This is a genomic window from Rhizobium oryzihabitans, from assembly GCF_010669145.1.
In the GTDB taxonomy this organism is placed as follows: Bacteria; Pseudomonadota; Alphaproteobacteria; order Rhizobiales; family Rhizobiaceae; genus Agrobacterium; species Agrobacterium oryzihabitans.
The window spans coordinates 512,549-528,050 of sequence record NZ_CP048632.1 but is presented as its reverse complement, the minus strand read 5'-3'; the positions used below and the strand labels follow the sequence as shown (position 1 = coordinate 528,050).

The window sequence follows — 15,502 nt, the reverse complement described above, 5'->3', positions numbered from 1 at the left end:
AAAGCCCGGTCTTGCGGCCGGGCTTTGAATATTTCTGAACTGTCCGTTCATTCAATCAGGGCTTGGGAGCCGGAGCGCCGCCCGTGGCGTTCTGATCGGCCGGAAGCGGCTTCAGATCGGCGCCGGCAACCTTCTGCAGTTCGGTCATGCTGGAAGCGTTCAGGTCACGGTTGATGCCGGCGGCCCAGATATCGGCAGCCTTCATCAGTTCGCGCGTGGCGATCGGGCCGTCCTTCAGAAGCTTCTTGCCGGCTTCGCTGCTGTAGAAGGTGGAAATGGCGTTCAGCTCTTCAACGGTGAAGGCGCGCGCATAGGTGAGTGCAGCCTCACGCTCCAGATCGGCGCGGCGCGGCGCAAGCTCGAGCGCCTTGGCATCGACGGTCTCGGTGATCGCGTCCTGAACATTCGGCGATGCCTGAATGAGTTCGGCCTTCAGACGCTCCGCCAGACCCGGCAGGATGTCGTCGAAACGGTCGGTTACGCCAAGAGAGGCGATCGCCTGCCGTGCGGCAGCAATATGCGCTTCCGAAATTTCCTGAGCGCGTGCGGCAGTACCGAACACGATGCCGGAAATAAGGATCGAAGCAGCGGCAGCTTTGCCCAGTCCCGCTAGTTTGATCATGAAAATCTCGCTCCTGTTATACTGCCTGCATCACGCGGGCGCCTTCAGGTCCCGCGATAATGGCAAGCGATGCCAAATTTATGAAAAGTCCGTGCTCGACAACACCGGGGATAGTGTTCAGCTCGCGTGCAAGCGCTTCTGCATCAGGAATACGGCCAAAAGATGCGTCGAGAATAAGGTGTCCGCCATCCGTCATGAAGGCGCCGTCGCCGGACGAACGCATCGTCAGCGTGCCCGAAAGGCCAGACCGCGCCGCCAGCTTCTCGATGGCGATCCGTGTCGCCACCTGGCCGAACGGGTTGATTTCGATGGGCAGCGGAAAGGCGCCGAGCGTCTCCACGACCTTGCTCTGGTCGGCAATCACGATCACGCGGGCAGATGCCGCCGCCACGATCTTTTCGCGTAAGAGCGCGCCGCCGCCGCCCTTCACAAGCCGCAGTGCATGGTCCACCTCATCGGCGCCGTCAATGGTCAGGTCCAGTTCCGGCAATTCATCGAGGGATTTCAGCGGCACGCCAAGCTCCACGCAGAGACGCGCGGTGCGCTCGGAGGTCGGCACGCCCTCGACTTTCAGACCGGCTGCAACCTTTTCGGCCAGAAGCCTGACAAATTCCTCAGCCGTGGAACCCGTGCCGATACCAAGCCGCATGCCGTCCTGGACATGGGACAATGCGGCCTCGGCGGCCTTGATCTTCATCTGGCGGGCATCCATGTGCCTGAAACTCCGGTAGCTTTGTCGTCGCCGTGCTGTTTACACGGGTCGAAAGCCAAACGAAAGCCTTTTTCAAGGCAACGAACAGAACGTTGTGGTGCGGTTGCAAAGACAAGGCCGTTTGCCTAGGCTTGGCGTCCATGAAAGCACCGATAGCTTCACCAGAAGCATACCCAAGAGGCCCGTTTCCGTGACATCCCGCCCGCTCTCCCCGCTCGCCATCTTCGACCTCGACGGCACGCTCGTCGATACCGCCGCCGATCTCGTCTCTAGCCTCAATTACACCATTGCCGTCGCCGGCCTTGCCCCGTCACCTATGAAGACCTCACCCATCTCGTCGGCCAGGGCGCGCGCGTGATGATCAAGCGAGCTTTCGCCCTCCGTCAGGTGGAATTGCCGGAAGCCGAGCTGGAACCGCTCTATGAGCGCTTCATCACCTATTACCGCGCCGAAATGCCCGGCGAAAGCCGCCCCTATCCCGGTATCGTCACTGCACTGGACGCGCTCTCGGCCGCCGGCATCACGCTTGCCGTTTGCACCAACAAGACGGAAATCCTCGCCTTGCCGCTGCTCGAAAAACTGGGCCTCACCCAATATTTCGCCGCCATAACCTGCGGCGATACGTTCGAATTCCGCAAGCCGGATGCCCGCCATATTCTCGGCACCATCGAAAAAGCCGGCGGCGATGTCCAGCGCTCCATCATGGTCGGCGACAGCATCAACGACATTCTCGCCGCAAAGAACGCCGCCGTCCCGTCGATTGGCGTGACCTTCGGTTATTCGGATGTGCCAATGGTTGAACTCGAACCGGATGTGGTGATCGACGATTTCACTGAATTGACGCCGGCGCTGTTCGAAGAACTGGTTGCGAAGGGTGCAGCGGCCGCCTGAGAGGCTGGACCAGACAAGTAGAGCGCCAGAGAACGGCGATTCCGACGTCAATGAGAACTGAACAACCTCTCTTCCGTCATGCCGGACTTGATCCGGCATCCAGCCACGGCGCGTCTGCGCCGTGAAAAGACTCTTTTGCGATCAAGGACTTGATCGCGCTGGACCCCGGATCAGGTCCGGGGTGACGGAGTACGGTGTTGCCGTTAACGCCAAATGTAGCTGGCGGATTCCAGTACCAAACAAATTGGGCAGGCCTTTCCTTCAAACAAAAAAGCGCCGTTTCCGGCGCTTTTTTTCTCGATGCTATTCTGATCAGATCGACGCAGCCCGCGCCTTCGTCGTCACGGCGAACGCCTTCTGCACATAGCTGTCGCGGTCATAGACATCGTCGAAGAACTGCACCTTGCCGTCCTTGTCCGGCCAGGCGGTGAAGTAGGCCACGTAGACCGGAATCTTCTCCGGCACCTGCACGGCGCGGTTCTTGCCAGACGCGATCTGCTCGCCGACCTTTTCGACGCTGGTGCCGAGAACGGCAGCCGCCATGCGGCGCGGCTCGACGAGACGGATACAGCCATGGCTCAGCGCCCGCATGTCGCGGTTGAAGAAGCTCTTGGCAGGCGTATCGTGCATGTAGATGGCATGCGCATTGGGGAACAGGATTTTCAGGTCGCCCAGCGCGTTGTCGCTGCTCGGCGGCTGGCGAACGGACACGGCATTGGTCGAACCATACCAGTTGACGCTGGTGGAAGAGACCGCACGGCCGCCCACCTGAACCTCATAACCCATCCGGTCGAGATAGGACGGGTCGCGGCGCAGCTTCGGCAGCATCTCATTGACGATGATAGACTGCGGCACGCCCCAATAGGGGTTGAACTCGACGGTCTGGATCTCGTCCTGGAAGAAATAGGTCTGGTTGGCCTTGGAGCCGACCACGACCTTCATGCCGAACTGTTCTTTGCCCTCATTGTGATAATAGGCCATGAAAGCGGGCTGGTTGATGAAGACGTAGCGCTGGCCGAGATCGGCCGGCAGCCAGCGGACCTGCTCCATCGCCACCTGTACCTTGGCAATCTTCGCGTCATTGCTTTCGCCGACCATGGCGCGCACGGTAGCGCGGCCGATGACGCCATCCGGCTTCAGGCCGTTTGCGCTCTGGAAGGCCTTCACGAGATCAACGAGATCGGGCGTGTAGTCCGGCGTCTGCTGATAGCCGGAAATGATCGCCGCATGCTCCGCCTTGAAGGCCGGAGTAGCGCGATGTTCGATGGCCTTGACGACATTGGCCATATCAGCGCTGCTATTGCCGGGCTTCAGCACCAGATCGGCCGGAACGCGGACGACATGCGCCGCATCGCCTTCGCCACGCAGGCGCGCAAGTTCCGCCTTCAGCGCAAGATACTCAGTGCTGGATGGTTCGCGGCTGCGCAGATAGGCGCCGACATCGGGGCTGAGGCCCGCAAGCTTCAGCACGGGTGTGAGGTTCACCGTCTTGCGCTTGAAATCATGGTAGCCCGACAGCCGGTTCGGATCGACGCGGCCACGGGTGGTGTCCTGCACATAGGCCAGAACCTTGGCAGAAAGCGCCAGCTCGAACTGCATCTGCGCCCGCTGATAGGCGTCGGAGGTAGAGGCGGAAGCCGTCTCCACCGGCGTGCCGGAGGCGGTCGTTCCGGAAACATTCGCATTGGGAGCACTGTTGCCGATGCTGGCGGTCACGTCCCGCGCGGGGACGGAAATGCTGTAATCGGCCGGATCGAGTCCACTTTCGCCGACCGTGTCAAAAAACGCGATGACGGCGTTGGCGCGCTCGGTCAGCTCGCCTTCGGAAACCCACAGCGTCTTGCCGCCCGCGCCGTAATAGGCCTCGAGCGCCTTCGCAATTTCGGGCGTGGCGCTGAACTTCAGATTGGCAAGACCCTCGCCGAAATTCGCCGTGTTCACCATACGGGCGGCATCAGCCTTGTAATCGTAATAACGCGGGCCGGAAACGCGCGGCAGGGGCTCGGGGTCGGAGGCATCGGCGCTCGGTCCTGAAACCGGTGGCGAGGTGACGATGCCGGCCGGCGGCAGCTCACCGCGATCACGCGCGACCTTGCCCGGGCCGCCACGCAGAAGGTCCATCAGCGTCACCGCGCCGGCGCTGCCGGGAAGAGCGGTGGAGACGGAAAGACCGAGAGCCAGCACCAGCGCTGCCGATGATTTTCCAGAAGTGACTTGCAATTTGATCCTCGTAGCACCCCAGCACCGCCAGTCAAACGGCGGGCATCAGTTTCATGCTTGTCTAGCCGATCGACGGCCCGTTGAAAAGAAAACGCCCAAAGCCCACAACCATGCCGAAATGAACCTTATGATACAGCCAAAGCCGTAAAAACGTAATTTCCAGAATTGGCGAGAATGGTTAAATTTCTATTTATTTCATTAACTTTGCCAGAGGCAGCGGCGCGCCCTGCCCGCCCCTGAAACGCCGGTTTTCCGGCCATTTCAGGACGTAGTAAAAATGACACGCAGCAGCCTTTTTCTCGCTTGGGCGATCCGCACCCCATAATCGCTTTTGCACGACCGGAAATATCTGCCTCTGCCGCATTGCAGCGCTTTCATTGCCGGCGCGATGATTCTATATATCGGCCGCGCAAGGCGGGCGAAGGCGCCGTTTTGGCGGAGGAAAACAAGTAAAAAGGCAAGATTGATGACAGCCACACGGACGGAAACCGATACATTTGGACCCATTGAAGTTCAGGCCGATCGCTATTGGGGCGCGCAGGCGCAGCGCTCGCTCGGCAACTTCAAGATCGGCTGGGAAAAGCAGCCCGCCTCTGTCGTTCGTGCGCTGGGCATCGTCAAGCAGGCAGCCGCTCGCGCCAACATGGCGCTGGCAGGCCTCGACCCCAAGGTCGGCGACGCCATCATTGCCGCCGCACAGGAAGTCATCGACGGCAAGCTGACAGAGCATTTCCCGCTCGTCGTCTGGCAGACCGGCTCCGGCACCCAGTCCAACATGAACGCCAATGAGGTGATTTCCAACCGCGCCATCGAAATGCTCGGCGGCGAAATGGGCACCAAGAAGCCCGTTCACCCCAACGACCACGTCAATATGAGCCAGTCCTCGAACGACACATACCCGACGGCGATGCACATCGCCTGCGTGGAAGAGATCGTCCACCACTTGCTGCCGAGCCTCAAGCACCTGCACCAAGCGCTGGAAGCCAAGGTCAAGCAGTTCGAAAAGATCATCAAGATCGGCCGCACCCATACGCAGGATGCAACCCCGCTGACGCTCGGCCAGGAATTCTCCGGTTATGCCGCGCAGGTGGCCTCCGCCATCGCCAACATCGAAACCACCCTGCCCGCGCTCTCCAAGCTCGCCCAGGGCGGCACCGCCGTCGGCACGGGCCTCAACGCCCCTATCGGCTTCGCCGAAAAGGTCGCCGAGGAAATCTCCAAGATCACCGGCCTGCCCTTCGTGACCGCGCCGAACAAGTTCGAGGCGCTCGCCTCGCACGATTCCATGGTCTTCTCGCATGGCGCGATCAATGCGGCAGCCGCTGCACTCTTCAAGATCGCGAACGACATCCGCTTCCTCGGCTCCGGCCCGCGCGCCGGTCTCGGCGAATTGTCGCTGCCGGAAAACGAGCCCGGCTCGTCGATCATGCCGGGCAAGGTCAACCCCACCCAGTCGGAAGCACTGACCCAGGTTTGCGCCCACATCTTCGGCAACAATGCGGCCCTTTCCTTCGCCGGTTCGCAGGGCCACTTCGAGCTCAACGTCTATAACCCGATGATGGCCTACAACTTCCTGCAGTCGGTCCAGCTTCTGGGCGATGCGGCCGTCTCCTTCACCGACAATTGCGTCGTCGGCATCGAGGCCCGCGAAGACAATATCAAGAAGGGCGTCGAGAACTCGCTGATGCTCGTCACTGCGCTCAACAGCAAGCTCGGCTACGACATCTGCGCCAAGATTGCCAAGACCGCGCACAAGAACGGCACGACCCTGCGCGACGAGGCCGTTGGCGGCGGATACCTCACCAACGAGGAATTCGACCAGTATGTGCGCCCGGAAAACATGATCGGCCCGAAGTAAACCCGTCGAGGTTTATCGCTGGAATAGAAAGCGGGCCTTCGGGCCCGTTTTTGTTTGCGGTTTAAACGCTTCACTTCAATTAAATTTAAGAAAAAAACAATACAAACAACACATAAGGATAACAATATTAAGAGCAGAAAACAAAATCTAAAAATATAAATACAATATATATTAATATTATATTTCCGGATGCACATATGGCAATAAAAGAAATTTTCGACGAAGGCGCAATGACCATTGCGTTCCGAATTCCATTTAAAAGAAACAAGAGCAAGGTAATTGCGGAGCTCAACGAAGTAATTCCGCGAATTAGGGAGAGCCTGTCCCGCGAAAACGTGTGGTACAGGGTCGTCGATATATCCGGGAAGTGGCGTTCAGATAACGAGGCTTTCGACGACCCGTGGACATCACCAAATGCGGAAGCCTGGGTTCAGTTGGCCGGCCATGGCGAGTTTCTGGAAGGCCTTCGCATCTGGGTTGATGAATTGGAAAACCTGCTCGCGCTTCACTTGCGAGAAGAGCATGTCTCGATCAGGGAAACCGACGAAGTCCTGTTGGGTGAAGTGCCTGTAAGCATTCTGGCTGTCATGTATTCGGACTTCGTTCCGGTTTTTACCCGTTTCCTGGACGTTTGGGACGATCCTAATCTGGATCAGCAGTACAGTGTGGTGGCAGAAATCGTTCAATCGCATGGCCGATGCCAGGAAGTCGAGGACCTGCTGGTTAAACTGGCGGCCCATGAAGGCGGGGACGGTGATCTCATTCAGTCCGTGCTGAGGCCGCAGTTGGAAAAGCTATATGGCGACTTCCCCAATTCAACGCTTTTCCGCACCATGGTGGAGACGATGCATGCGAGGGGAGCCGAACTGGAGGACAGTGACGGCAATCGCCATATATTCCACTATTGCCCGAACTGGCCTGAACTGACGGCGAACGCAACCACAATATTGGCCGAACTCGATACATAATCGCCGCTGGACCGCGAACATCCCCGTAATAAAAAAGGGCCGCAAAAGAGGCCCTCTTCATCTCATTCAAACCATCAAACCAGCCGGCTCTGCTCCACCGCCGCTTCAATAAAGCTGGCGAAAAGCGGATGCGGGTCAAGCGGACGGCTCTTGAGTTCAGGGTGATACTGCACGCCGATGAACCACGGATGGTCAGGATATTCCACCGTTTCCGGCAGGACACCGTCCGGAGACATGCCCGAGAAGACGAGGCCGCAATTTTCCAGCCGGTCCTTGTAGTCCACATTCACCTCGTAGCGGTGACGGTGGCGCTCGGAAATATCCGTGGTGCCGTAGATTTCGGCGATCTTGGTGTCCTTCTTCAGCGCTGCCTTGTAGGCGCCGAGGCGCATCGTACCGCCGAGATCGCCCTTGGAGGAACGCTTCTCCAGCTCGTTGCCCTTCACCCATTCGGTCATCAGGCCGACGACCGGCTCGGAGGTCGGACCGAATTCGGTGGAGGAGGCATTTTCGATGCCGGCGAGGTGACGGGCCGCTTCCACGACCGCCATCTGCATGCCGAAGCAGATGCCGAAATAGGGCACGTTGCGCTCACGCGCAAACTGCGCCGCCATAATCTTGCCTTCCGAACCGCGCTCGCCGAAGCCGCCGGGCACCAGAATGCCGTTGACCTTTTCGAGATAAGGCGTCGGATCTTCTTTTTCGAAGACTTCCGACTCGATCCACTCGAGCTTCACCTTGACACGGTTGGCGAAACCACCGTGATGCAGCGCCTCGATCAGCGACTTATAGGCATCCTTGAGGCCGGTATATTTGCCGACGATCGCAATGGTCACTTCGCCTTCCGGCGTGCGGATGCGGTTGCAGACCTCTTCCCACTGTTCCAGACGCGGCTTGGGCGCCGGCTCGATACCGAACGCGGCCAGCACTTCCGAATCGAGGCCTTCCTTGTGGTAGGCAATCGGAACGTCATAGATATTCGCTACATCCAGCGCCTGGATGACGGCGGAAGGACGCACATTGCAGAACAGCGAAAGCTTGCGGCGTTCCGCTTCCGGGATTTCCCGGTCGGCGCGCACCAGCAGGATGTCGGGGTGAATGCCGAGCGCCTGCAGTTCCTTGACGGAATGCTGGGTCGGCTTGGTCTTCAACTCGCCGGCTGCCGGGATGTAAGGCATCAGCGTCAGGTGAAGATAGATCGCGGTGCCGCGCGGCAGGTCGTTGCCGAGCTGGCGGATCGCCTCCATGAACGGCATCGCCTCGATGTCACCCACCGTGCCACCGATTTCGCAGATGACGAAGTCGTAATCGTCATTGCCTTCGATCACGAAATCCTTGATCTCGTTGGTGACATGCGGAATGACCTGAACCGTTGCGCCGAGATAGTCGCCGCGCCGTTCCTTGTCGATGATGTTCTTGTAGATGCGACCGGTGGTGATGTTGTCGGTCTTGGTGGCCGAACGCCCCGTGAAGCGCTCGTAGTGGCCAAGGTCGAGGTCCGTCTCGGCACCGTCATCCGTCACGAACACTTCGCCGTGCTGTGTCGGGCTCATGGTGCCGGGATCGACGTTCAGATAGGGGTCGAGTTTACGAAGCCGCACCCGATAACCACGGGATTGCAACAAAGCTCCGAGTGCTGCCGCGGCGATGCCCTTACCTAGAGAGGAGACCACGCCGCCTGTGATGAATACATATCGCGCCATGGGATTCACCGGATACCTTTTTACCTCTGATTCCGCCAGCCCAAATTTCATGCTGTTGCAAATTCGCTGTTGACGAATTCACAATTCAGCTGGCCGGAATACGAACAAAAGAAAACCGGCAGGCTTTTGGCCTGCCGGAGCGTTAAATCGAAACCGGGCTTATTGACCGGTCGGAACTGCGTTCGGATCGGCGGGCTGCGCCGGTGCCGGGGCAGCCGTGCCGGAAGCGGCAGGAGCCGGAGCCGTCTGCGCGGGCGCTGCCGCACCATTATTGGTCGGAACGCCATTTCCAGCCGGAGCCGGTGTTGCGGGCGTCGTCGCCGGGCCGAGCGTGTCGAGAATGCCGTTGCCCTGGCCCTGCGTGGCCGGAATACGGTTCAGAATATCGGTCGGGCGCGCTTCGTAGCGGGTCAGAAGACCAAGCCCGAGCGACGTCAGGAAGAACAGCGCGGCGAGGATGCCCGTCGTGCGGGTCAGCGCATTGGCCGTTCCGCGTGCGGACATGAAGCCCGAACCGCCGCCGATACCGAGGCCGCCGCCTTCGGAACGCTGGATCAGGACCACGCCGACGAGCGCCAGCACGATCATGAGGTGAATAACAATCAAAACGGTCTGCATGACAATCCATTCCATGCCCCGCGCGGAGCACTACAAAGAAGGTTTCGCGGCTCTTTACATGAGGCGAAGGTTTATTCCAAGCCCCTTTCCCGCCACTGTGACAGGAAAGCTTGTCTCAGGCCGTCAGTTGCTCGTATGCCGCATAGATGGAAAGGAAGTCGGAGGCTTTCAAGCTCGCGCCGCCGATCAGCGCGCCATCGACATTCTCGACGCCCATCAGTTCCAGCGCATTGGCGGGCTTCACCGAGCCGCCATAAAGAATGCGCATCGTCTTGCCTTCTTCGCCGAAACGCTTGACGAGTTCGTCGCGCATGAAGGCATGGGCCTCGCGCACATCCTGCGTGGTCGGGGTAAGACCCGTACCGATCGCCCACACCGGCTCATAGGCGATGACAGTGTTTTCCGCGGTTGCCTCATCCGGCAGCGAGCCGGCCAGCTGCCGCTTGAGGATATCGAGTGTCTGGCCCGCCTTGCGCTCATCCGCCGTCTCGCCGATGCAGACGATGGCGATGAGATCCGCCTGATGCGCGGCAACGGCCTTGGCGCGCACCAGATGATCCGTCTCGGCATGGTCGGTGCGACGCTCTGAATGGCCGACGATGACATGGGTGCCGAAGCAATCGGCGATCATCTCGGCGGAAATATCACCCGTATGCGCGCCGGAAACGTTCTGGTGGCAATCCTGCCCGCCGATCATCAGCGGGCTGTCGTCGCACAGCGCGGTCGCGACATAAAGGAGCGTGGATGGCGGGCAGATCAGCGCGTCCACCTTTTCGGACAGCGCGCCCTTGACGCCCTCTGCCATGGCCTTGATCTGATCGAGCGACGAACGGGTGCCGTTCATCTTCCAGTTTCCGGCTACAAGCGGTCGAACATTCGGCGTCATGCGTATCCCATTCCCTTTGTCTCGAGTGCCGCCATTGGCGGCCCCCTTCCCTCAGCCAGTCACGGCCCCATAATCGCGACAGAAAGCCTGCCGGAAATCCCGGGATATTCCTTTAAACGCAGCCGGCAATAAATGGTACAAAAAAGCGGCCGAAAGGTTCAAAACGGCGGTCAATTTCGTCAATTTCGCCGGCGCTGACCCAAATCGGAGCCTCAGCGGCTCAAAATCCAGTTCAAAACCGCCCGCCAGTCGGTCATGCGCACCGGCGTCCCGTGGCTGCCTGTTTCGAAACGGGTGAAACGTGCTGGCTCACCCGCCTTCAGCAGGGAGCGGAATATCGTCGCCTGCTGATCGGCCGAATAGACCTTGTCGGCGCTGCCATGCGTGAACCAGACCGGCTTTTTAGCCCTGGCAAAGGCGCTCTTCGGAAAATCGGGATCGACCGCACCGCCAAGGATCGCCATGCCCTTGAGATTGGCGACAGCGGCCTTGTCGCGGCTGATACCGTAGCAGATGAAACTGCCCATGGAGGCGCAGGTCAGCACCACCGACCTGCCGCCCGATTTGCGGGCCGCATCGGCAATCAGCGCGGCGACATCGGCAACGCCCTTTTCATCGAAGGACCGCACGCTCGGCACGTAATAGGTGCCGCCATTGGCCACAGCGAGGTTTTTCAGCCGGTTGAAATTGCCGCCGAACGTATAGTCGTTCATGCCGAGCCGCCGGTCGCCGCCGCGCCCGTGTATGAAAATCACCGTGAAGGCCTGCCCGGAAGATGGCCCGGCGCGACCGACCTCAAGCGCCCTGCCCTCGACGGTCAGGGTTTCCAGCGCCTGCGCGCTCTTCGGCGCAATATCCACATATTGCCGCTTCACCCGGCGTTCCGGCACCTCGTCGCGGCCGTTGATGTCGCGCATCTCCTGATAATCGATCACCTCCGACGCGCCGCCATCTCCGGTGGAAAGCACCGTCTGACTGGAAAAAAGCTCGTCCTTGAAGGGGCGCAGCGGCCCGTCCGCCGCCCCGGCACCGCCCGGCATCGCCGCAACAGTCAGGCAGAAAAGAGTACAAAACGTGAAATGAGCTGTGGACATGCCTTGGTTAACCGTTCATTCGTGGCTGCGAGACTTGCCATTGCAAGGCCGGCAGCGCAATCCTCCTGTTGCGAAACCCTGACACAATCGTGGCATAAGGTGCGCCGCGTTCGGCCACACGCCTTACACGTTTGGCGCTATAATCGCCCCTATTGGCATACTGATTCGCTTGGCGAAATTCTGACGACACGAATTTTGAACTTGGACATGATGGACGACAGCAACGATCTCTTCTCCGGTCTTCCGGCAGCACGAAACAGCGAAACGGAAACGAATGATGACGCGGTCAAACCCGTGAAGGCCCCGTCGACAGTTCCCGCCAACGCGAACGTGCAGCCGAAACCCGCAGCCGTTGCGGCCGTCACGTCGCCTGCGCCACCCGCACCCGTGTCTCCTTCCGGTGACGATTACGGCGCCTCGTCGATCCGCGTGCTTGAAGGGCTGGAGCCGGTGCGCATGCGGCCCGGCATGTATATCGGCGGCACCGACGAGAAGGCGCTGCACCACCTCTTTGCCGAAGTCATCGACAACTCCATGGACGAGGCCGTCGCCGGCCACGCCAATTTCATCGAGGTCCATCTCGACGCCGAAGGCTTCCTGACCGTCACGGACAATGGCCGCGGCATTCCGGTGGAAAACCACCCGCAGGTTCCGGGCAAGTCGACGCTTGAAGTCATCATGACCAAGTTGCATGCCGGCGGCAAGTTTGACGGCAAGGCCTATGAGACATCGGGCGGCCTGCACGGCGTCGGCGTTTCCGTGGTCAATGCGCTGTCCGATCTTCTGGAAGTGGAAGTGGCGCGTAACCGCAAGCTTTACCGCCAGCGTTTTTCGCGCGGCGCGCCGATCGGCGGCCTCGAGGAACTTGGTGACGTGCACAACCGTCGCGGCACCCGCGTGCGTTTCCATCCCGATCCGCAGATTTTCGGCGATCACGCGAAATTCGAACCGGCGCGCATCTTCCGCATGGCCCGCTCCAAGGCCTATCTCTTCGGCGGCGTCGAAATCCGCTGGAGCTGCGATCCCGGCATGGTCCCGGCCGGCGGTGAAATCCCCGAAAAGGCCGTGTTCCATTTCCCCGGCGGCCTGAAGGATTATCTCGCCGCCACGCTCGGCAAGGAATTCACCGTCACACGCGAGATTTTCTCCGGCCGCACGGAAAAGACCGGCGGCCACGGCGCGCTCGAATGGGCGGTGACCTGGTATGGCGGCGACACGCAGATCCATTCCTATTGCAATACCATTCCCACGCCCGAAGGCGGCACGCATGAGGCCGGTTTCCGCATCGCGCTCACCAAGGGCCTGAAGAATTATGCGGAGCTGACGCAGAACAAGCGCGCCAAGGAAATCACCACAGACGACGTGATGATTTCGGCGGCCGGCATGCTCTCGGTCTTCATCCGCGAGCCGGAATTTGTCGGCCAGACGAAGGACAAGCTCGCCACCGTCGAAGCCCAGCGCATCGTCGAAAACGCACTGCGCGATCCTTTCGACCATTATCTCGCCGGCAATCCGGGCGAAGCGGCCAAGCTGCTCGACTGGGTGATTGAACGGGCCGAAGAGCGCCTGCGCCGCCGCAAGGAAAAGGAAGTCAACCGCAAGACGGCGGTGCGCAAGCTGCGCCTGCCCGGCAAGCTGGCGGACTGCGCCCAGAACACGGCGGAAAATGCGGAACTTTTCATCGTCGAGGGTGACTCGGCGGGCGGCTCGGCCAAGCAGGCGCGTAACCGCGCCAATCAGGCCATCCTGCCGCTGCGCGGCAAGATCCTCAACGTCGGCAGCGCAAGCCGCGAAAAGCTCTCCGCCAACCAGCAGATCGCCGATCTCATCCAGGCGCTCGGCTGCGGCACGCGCACCAAATACCGCGAAGAAGATCTGCGTTACGAGCGCATCATCATCATGACGGATGCCGATGTCGACGGCGCCCATATCGCCTCGCTGCTCATCACCTTCTTCTATCAGGAAATGCCGGAACTCATTCGCGGCAACCACCTCTATCTGGCGGTGCCGCCGCTTTACGTCATCCGCCAGGGCGCAAAATCCGCCTATGCGCGCGACGACGCCCACCGCGCCGAGCTGATGGAAACCGTCTTCAAGGGCAAGAAGGTTGAAATCGGCCGCTTCAAAGGCCTCGGTGAGATGATGGCCGCGCAGCTGAAGGAAACCACCATGGATCCCGAAAAGCGCACCCTGCTGCGTGTCGAGATCGATGATGTGGATTTCGAAGGCACCCGCGAAGCCGTCGACAATCTGATGGGCACCAAGGCCGACGCCCGCTTCCGTTTCATTCAGGAACGGGCGGCCTTCGCTGATAATCTGGATATCTGATCGTCCGGATGAACTTTTGAAAGGCAGCGCATGGCGCTGCCTTTTATGTTGATGTGGAGGCAACATCATGCGGATTGTGCTGACGGGCAGTTCCGGTCGGGCCGGCCGCGCGATTTTCAGTGCGCTGGCCGGCAGGCACGATGTCATCGGCATGGATCGCTCCCCCTTTTCCACCACCCATATCGTCGGCGATTTTGCGGACGAGGCGCTCCTGCGCTCTACTTTCAAACAGGCGGATGCGGTGATCCATACGGCAGCGCTCCACGCTCCGCATGTCGGCATCGTCCCGGACAGGGAATTCCAGCGCATCAATGTCGAGGGAACCCGCATGGTGGCGCAAGCGGCAATGGTCGCGGGCGTGCCGCGGCTGGTTTTCACCAGCACCACAGCGCTTTACGGGCACGCGGTTTCCGCAGGGGCCTGCACCTTCATCGATGAAAAGACGCCGCCCCGGCCGAAAAGCATCTATCATCGCACCAAACTCGAAGCGGAGCAGATGCTCGAGGCGATGGCGGGCCCGCATCTCGCCGTGCGCGTGCTTCGCATGTCCAGAAGTTTCCCGGAGCGCGCCGACGTGATGGCGGCTTACCGGCTGCATCGCGGCGTCGATATGCGCGATGTCGCCGATGCCCATGTACTGGCGCTGACCAATGCGGGAGACGATTTCCAGCGCTATATCATATCGGCAACCACGCCGTTTTCCGCCGATGACTGCGACAGCCTCGCCGAGGATGCCGCTTCCGTTCTCCGGCAGCGGACCCCGGCCCTCGCTGAAGCTTTCACGCAGAGGGAATGGGCGCTGCCTGAAACGATTGACCGGATCTATTCACCCGCTCGCGCCGCCGAGCGTCTGGGCTGGACATCCCGCTTCGGTTTCGGCGAGGTACTTGCACAATTGGACCGGCGCAGTCTGGAGGTCCTGCCTGTGGGCGCCAATATCAGCAGGAAATCCGAATAGGCGTCCGGCCCTATGCCGCGACATCCTCACGAACGCCCAGAATGCGATCGATCAGGCCCCATTCCAGAGCTTGCTCCGCCGTCATGAAAAAATCCCGGTCCATGGCCGTTTCGAATTTTTCATAGCTGTGTTTGCAATGTTCGGAATAAAGCCGCGTCATGCGGTGCTTGGTCAGCCGCATCTCCTCGGCATGGATCAGCATGTCCGAAGCCTGTCCCTGGAAACCACCCAGCGGTTGATGAATGTGGATGCTGGCATTGGGAAGGGCGCTCCGCTCGCCCGGTGCACCCGCCATCAGCAGAAACGATCCCATGGAGCGGGCCGTTCCCATGCAGAGCGTATGAACCGGTGCGCGGATATAATGCATGGTGTCATACATGGCGAGACCGCTGGTCACGACGCCGCCCGGTGAATTGATGTAGAGATGGATCGGCTTTTTAGGATTTTCCGCTTCAAGAAACAGCAGTTGCGCGCAGACAAGCGCGGACACCGTGTCGTTTACCTCTCCATTGAGAAAGATGATCCGTTCCCGCAACAGGCGGGAATAGATGTCGAAAGACCTTTCTCCCCGTGCGGACTGTTCGACTACCATGGGGACGAGTTGCATCGCTTCGCGCATCGGCGAACTCCTGTCGTTTGACAAT

12 protein-coding genes and 1 pseudogene are annotated in these 15,502 nt (G+C 60.1%); 5 read left to right on the top strand and 8 right to left on the bottom strand.

Going from position 1 to position 15,502, the window contains the following annotated elements; genetic code table 11:
• Window positions 1-55 precede the first annotated feature (55 nt).
• Window positions 56-622, bottom strand: a complete 567-nt coding sequence (locus tag G3A56_RS03070) for a DUF2059 domain-containing protein (RefSeq protein ID WP_003495829.1) — start codon at window positions 620-622, stop codon at window positions 56-58.
• A 16-nt stretch (window positions 623-638) separates the two neighbouring features.
• Window positions 639-1,334 (bottom strand): ribose-5-phosphate isomerase RpiA, encoded by a 696-nt coding sequence (gene rpiA, locus G3A56_RS03065; protein WP_003495827.1) that lies wholly within the window; start codon window positions 1,332-1,334, stop codon window positions 639-641.
• A gap of 190 nt (window positions 1,335-1,524) precedes the next feature.
• Here rpiA and G3A56_RS03060 point away from each other — a divergent pair.
• Window positions 1,525-2,225: pseudogene (locus G3A56_RS03060) on the top strand (HAD family hydrolase).
• A gap of 312 nt (window positions 2,226-2,537) precedes the next feature.
• Here G3A56_RS03060 and G3A56_RS03055 read toward each other — a convergent pair.
• On the bottom strand, window positions 2,538-4,445 hold the full coding sequence (locus tag G3A56_RS03055) for a L,D-transpeptidase family protein (protein ID WP_484573240.1): 1,908 nt from the start codon (window positions 4,443-4,445) through the stop codon (window positions 2,538-2,540).
• Window positions 4,446-4,911: 466 nt separating this feature from the next.
• Between G3A56_RS03055 and fumC the strand changes: the two genes are divergently transcribed.
• Both fumC and G3A56_RS03045 read left to right on the top strand, forming a co-directional pair.
• Window positions 4,912-6,303 (top strand): class II fumarate hydratase, encoded by a 1,392-nt coding sequence (gene fumC / locus G3A56_RS03050; protein ID WP_082184306.1) that lies wholly within the window; start codon window positions 4,912-4,914, stop codon window positions 6,301-6,303.
• 197 nt (window positions 6,304-6,500) lie between these two features.
• Window positions 6,501-7,271 carry a hypothetical protein gene (locus tag G3A56_RS03045; protein ID WP_082184307.1) on the top strand — a complete coding sequence of 257 codons (771 nt, stop codon included), beginning with the start codon at window positions 6,501-6,503 and terminating at the stop codon, window positions 7,269-7,271.
• Between the two features lie 74 nt (window positions 7,272-7,345).
• Here the strand turns inward: G3A56_RS03045 and pyrG are convergent, their stop codons facing one another.
• The 4 genes from pyrG to G3A56_RS03025 all read right to left on the bottom strand — a co-directional run bounded on the left by pyrG (window position 7,346) and on the right by G3A56_RS03025 (window position 11,572).
• Window positions 7,346-8,974 carry a CTP synthase gene (gene pyrG, locus G3A56_RS03040; protein WP_082184692.1) on the bottom strand — a complete coding sequence of 543 codons (1,629 nt, stop codon included), beginning with the start codon at window positions 8,972-8,974 and terminating at the stop codon, window positions 7,346-7,348.
• A 159-nt stretch (window positions 8,975-9,133) separates the two neighbouring features.
• Window positions 9,134-9,592, bottom strand: coding sequence for a preprotein translocase subunit SecG (gene secG, locus G3A56_RS03035; RefSeq protein WP_035223455.1), 459 nt, complete (start codon window positions 9,590-9,592; stop codon window positions 9,134-9,136).
• A 115-nt stretch (window positions 9,593-9,707) separates the two neighbouring features.
• Entirely contained in the window at window positions 9,708-10,478 is a 771-nt protein-coding gene (gene tpiA, locus G3A56_RS03030) for a triose-phosphate isomerase (protein WP_082184308.1), read from the bottom strand.
• Window positions 10,479-10,690: 212 nt separating this feature from the next.
• Complete coding sequence (locus G3A56_RS03025; protein ID WP_082184309.1) at window positions 10,691-11,572, bottom strand: alpha/beta hydrolase; 882 nt, start codon at window positions 11,570-11,572, stop codon at window positions 10,691-10,693.
• 207 nt (window positions 11,573-11,779) lie between these two features.
• Between G3A56_RS03025 and parE the strand changes: the two genes are divergently transcribed.
• Together parE and G3A56_RS03015 are read left to right on the top strand one after the other, a co-directional pair.
• Complete coding sequence (parE, locus tag G3A56_RS03020; protein ID WP_082184310.1) at window positions 11,780-13,900, top strand: DNA topoisomerase IV subunit B; 2,121 nt, start codon at window positions 11,780-11,782, stop codon at window positions 13,898-13,900.
• A 67-nt stretch (window positions 13,901-13,967) separates the two neighbouring features.
• Entirely contained in the window at window positions 13,968-14,858 is an 891-nt protein-coding gene (locus G3A56_RS03015; protein ID WP_082184311.1) for an NAD-dependent epimerase/dehydratase family protein, read from the top strand.
• Between the two features lie 10 nt (window positions 14,859-14,868).
• Here the strand turns inward: G3A56_RS03015 and G3A56_RS03010 are convergent, their stop codons facing one another.
• Window positions 14,869-15,477, bottom strand: coding sequence for an ATP-dependent Clp protease proteolytic subunit (locus G3A56_RS03010; RefSeq protein WP_082184312.1), 609 nt, complete (start codon window positions 15,475-15,477; stop codon window positions 14,869-14,871).
• Between the last annotated feature and the right edge of the window lie 25 nt (window positions 15,478-15,502).

Excerpts from the sequence above, each read along its gene's own strand:
- G3A56_RS03070 (WP_003495829.1), bottom strand. The coding sequence starts at position 622 with ATGATCAAACTAGCGGGACTGGGCAAAGCTGCCGCTGCTTCGATCCTT.
- rpiA (WP_003495827.1), bottom strand. The coding sequence starts at position 1,334 with ATGGATGCCCGCCAGATGAAGATCAAGGCCGCCGAGGCCGCATTGTCC.
- fumC (WP_082184306.1), top strand. The coding sequence starts at position 4,912 with ATGACAGCCACACGGACGGAAACCGATACATTTGGACCCATTGAAGTT.
- G3A56_RS03045 (WP_082184307.1), top strand. The coding sequence starts at position 6,501 with ATGGCAATAAAAGAAATTTTCGACGAAGGCGCAATGACCATTGCGTTC.
- pyrG (WP_082184692.1), bottom strand. The coding sequence starts at position 8,974 with ATGGCGCGATATGTATTCATCACAGGCGGCGTGGTCTCCTCTCTAGGT.
- secG (WP_035223455.1), bottom strand. The coding sequence starts at position 9,592 with ATGCAGACCGTTTTGATTGTTATTCACCTCATGATCGTGCTGGCGCTC.
- tpiA (WP_082184308.1), bottom strand. The coding sequence starts at position 10,478 with ATGACGCCGAATGTTCGACCGCTTGTAGCCGGAAACTGGAAGATGAAC.
- G3A56_RS03025 (WP_082184309.1), bottom strand. The coding sequence starts at position 11,572 with ATGTCCACAGCTCATTTCACGTTTTGTACTCTTTTCTGCCTGACTGTT.
- parE (WP_082184310.1), top strand. The coding sequence starts at position 11,780 with ATGATGGACGACAGCAACGATCTCTTCTCCGGTCTTCCGGCAGCACGA.
- G3A56_RS03015 (WP_082184311.1), top strand. The coding sequence starts at position 13,968 with ATGCGGATTGTGCTGACGGGCAGTTCCGGTCGGGCCGGCCGCGCGATT.
- G3A56_RS03010 (WP_082184312.1), bottom strand. The coding sequence starts at position 15,477 with ATGCGCGAAGCGATGCAACTCGTCCCCATGGTAGTCGAACAGTCCGCA.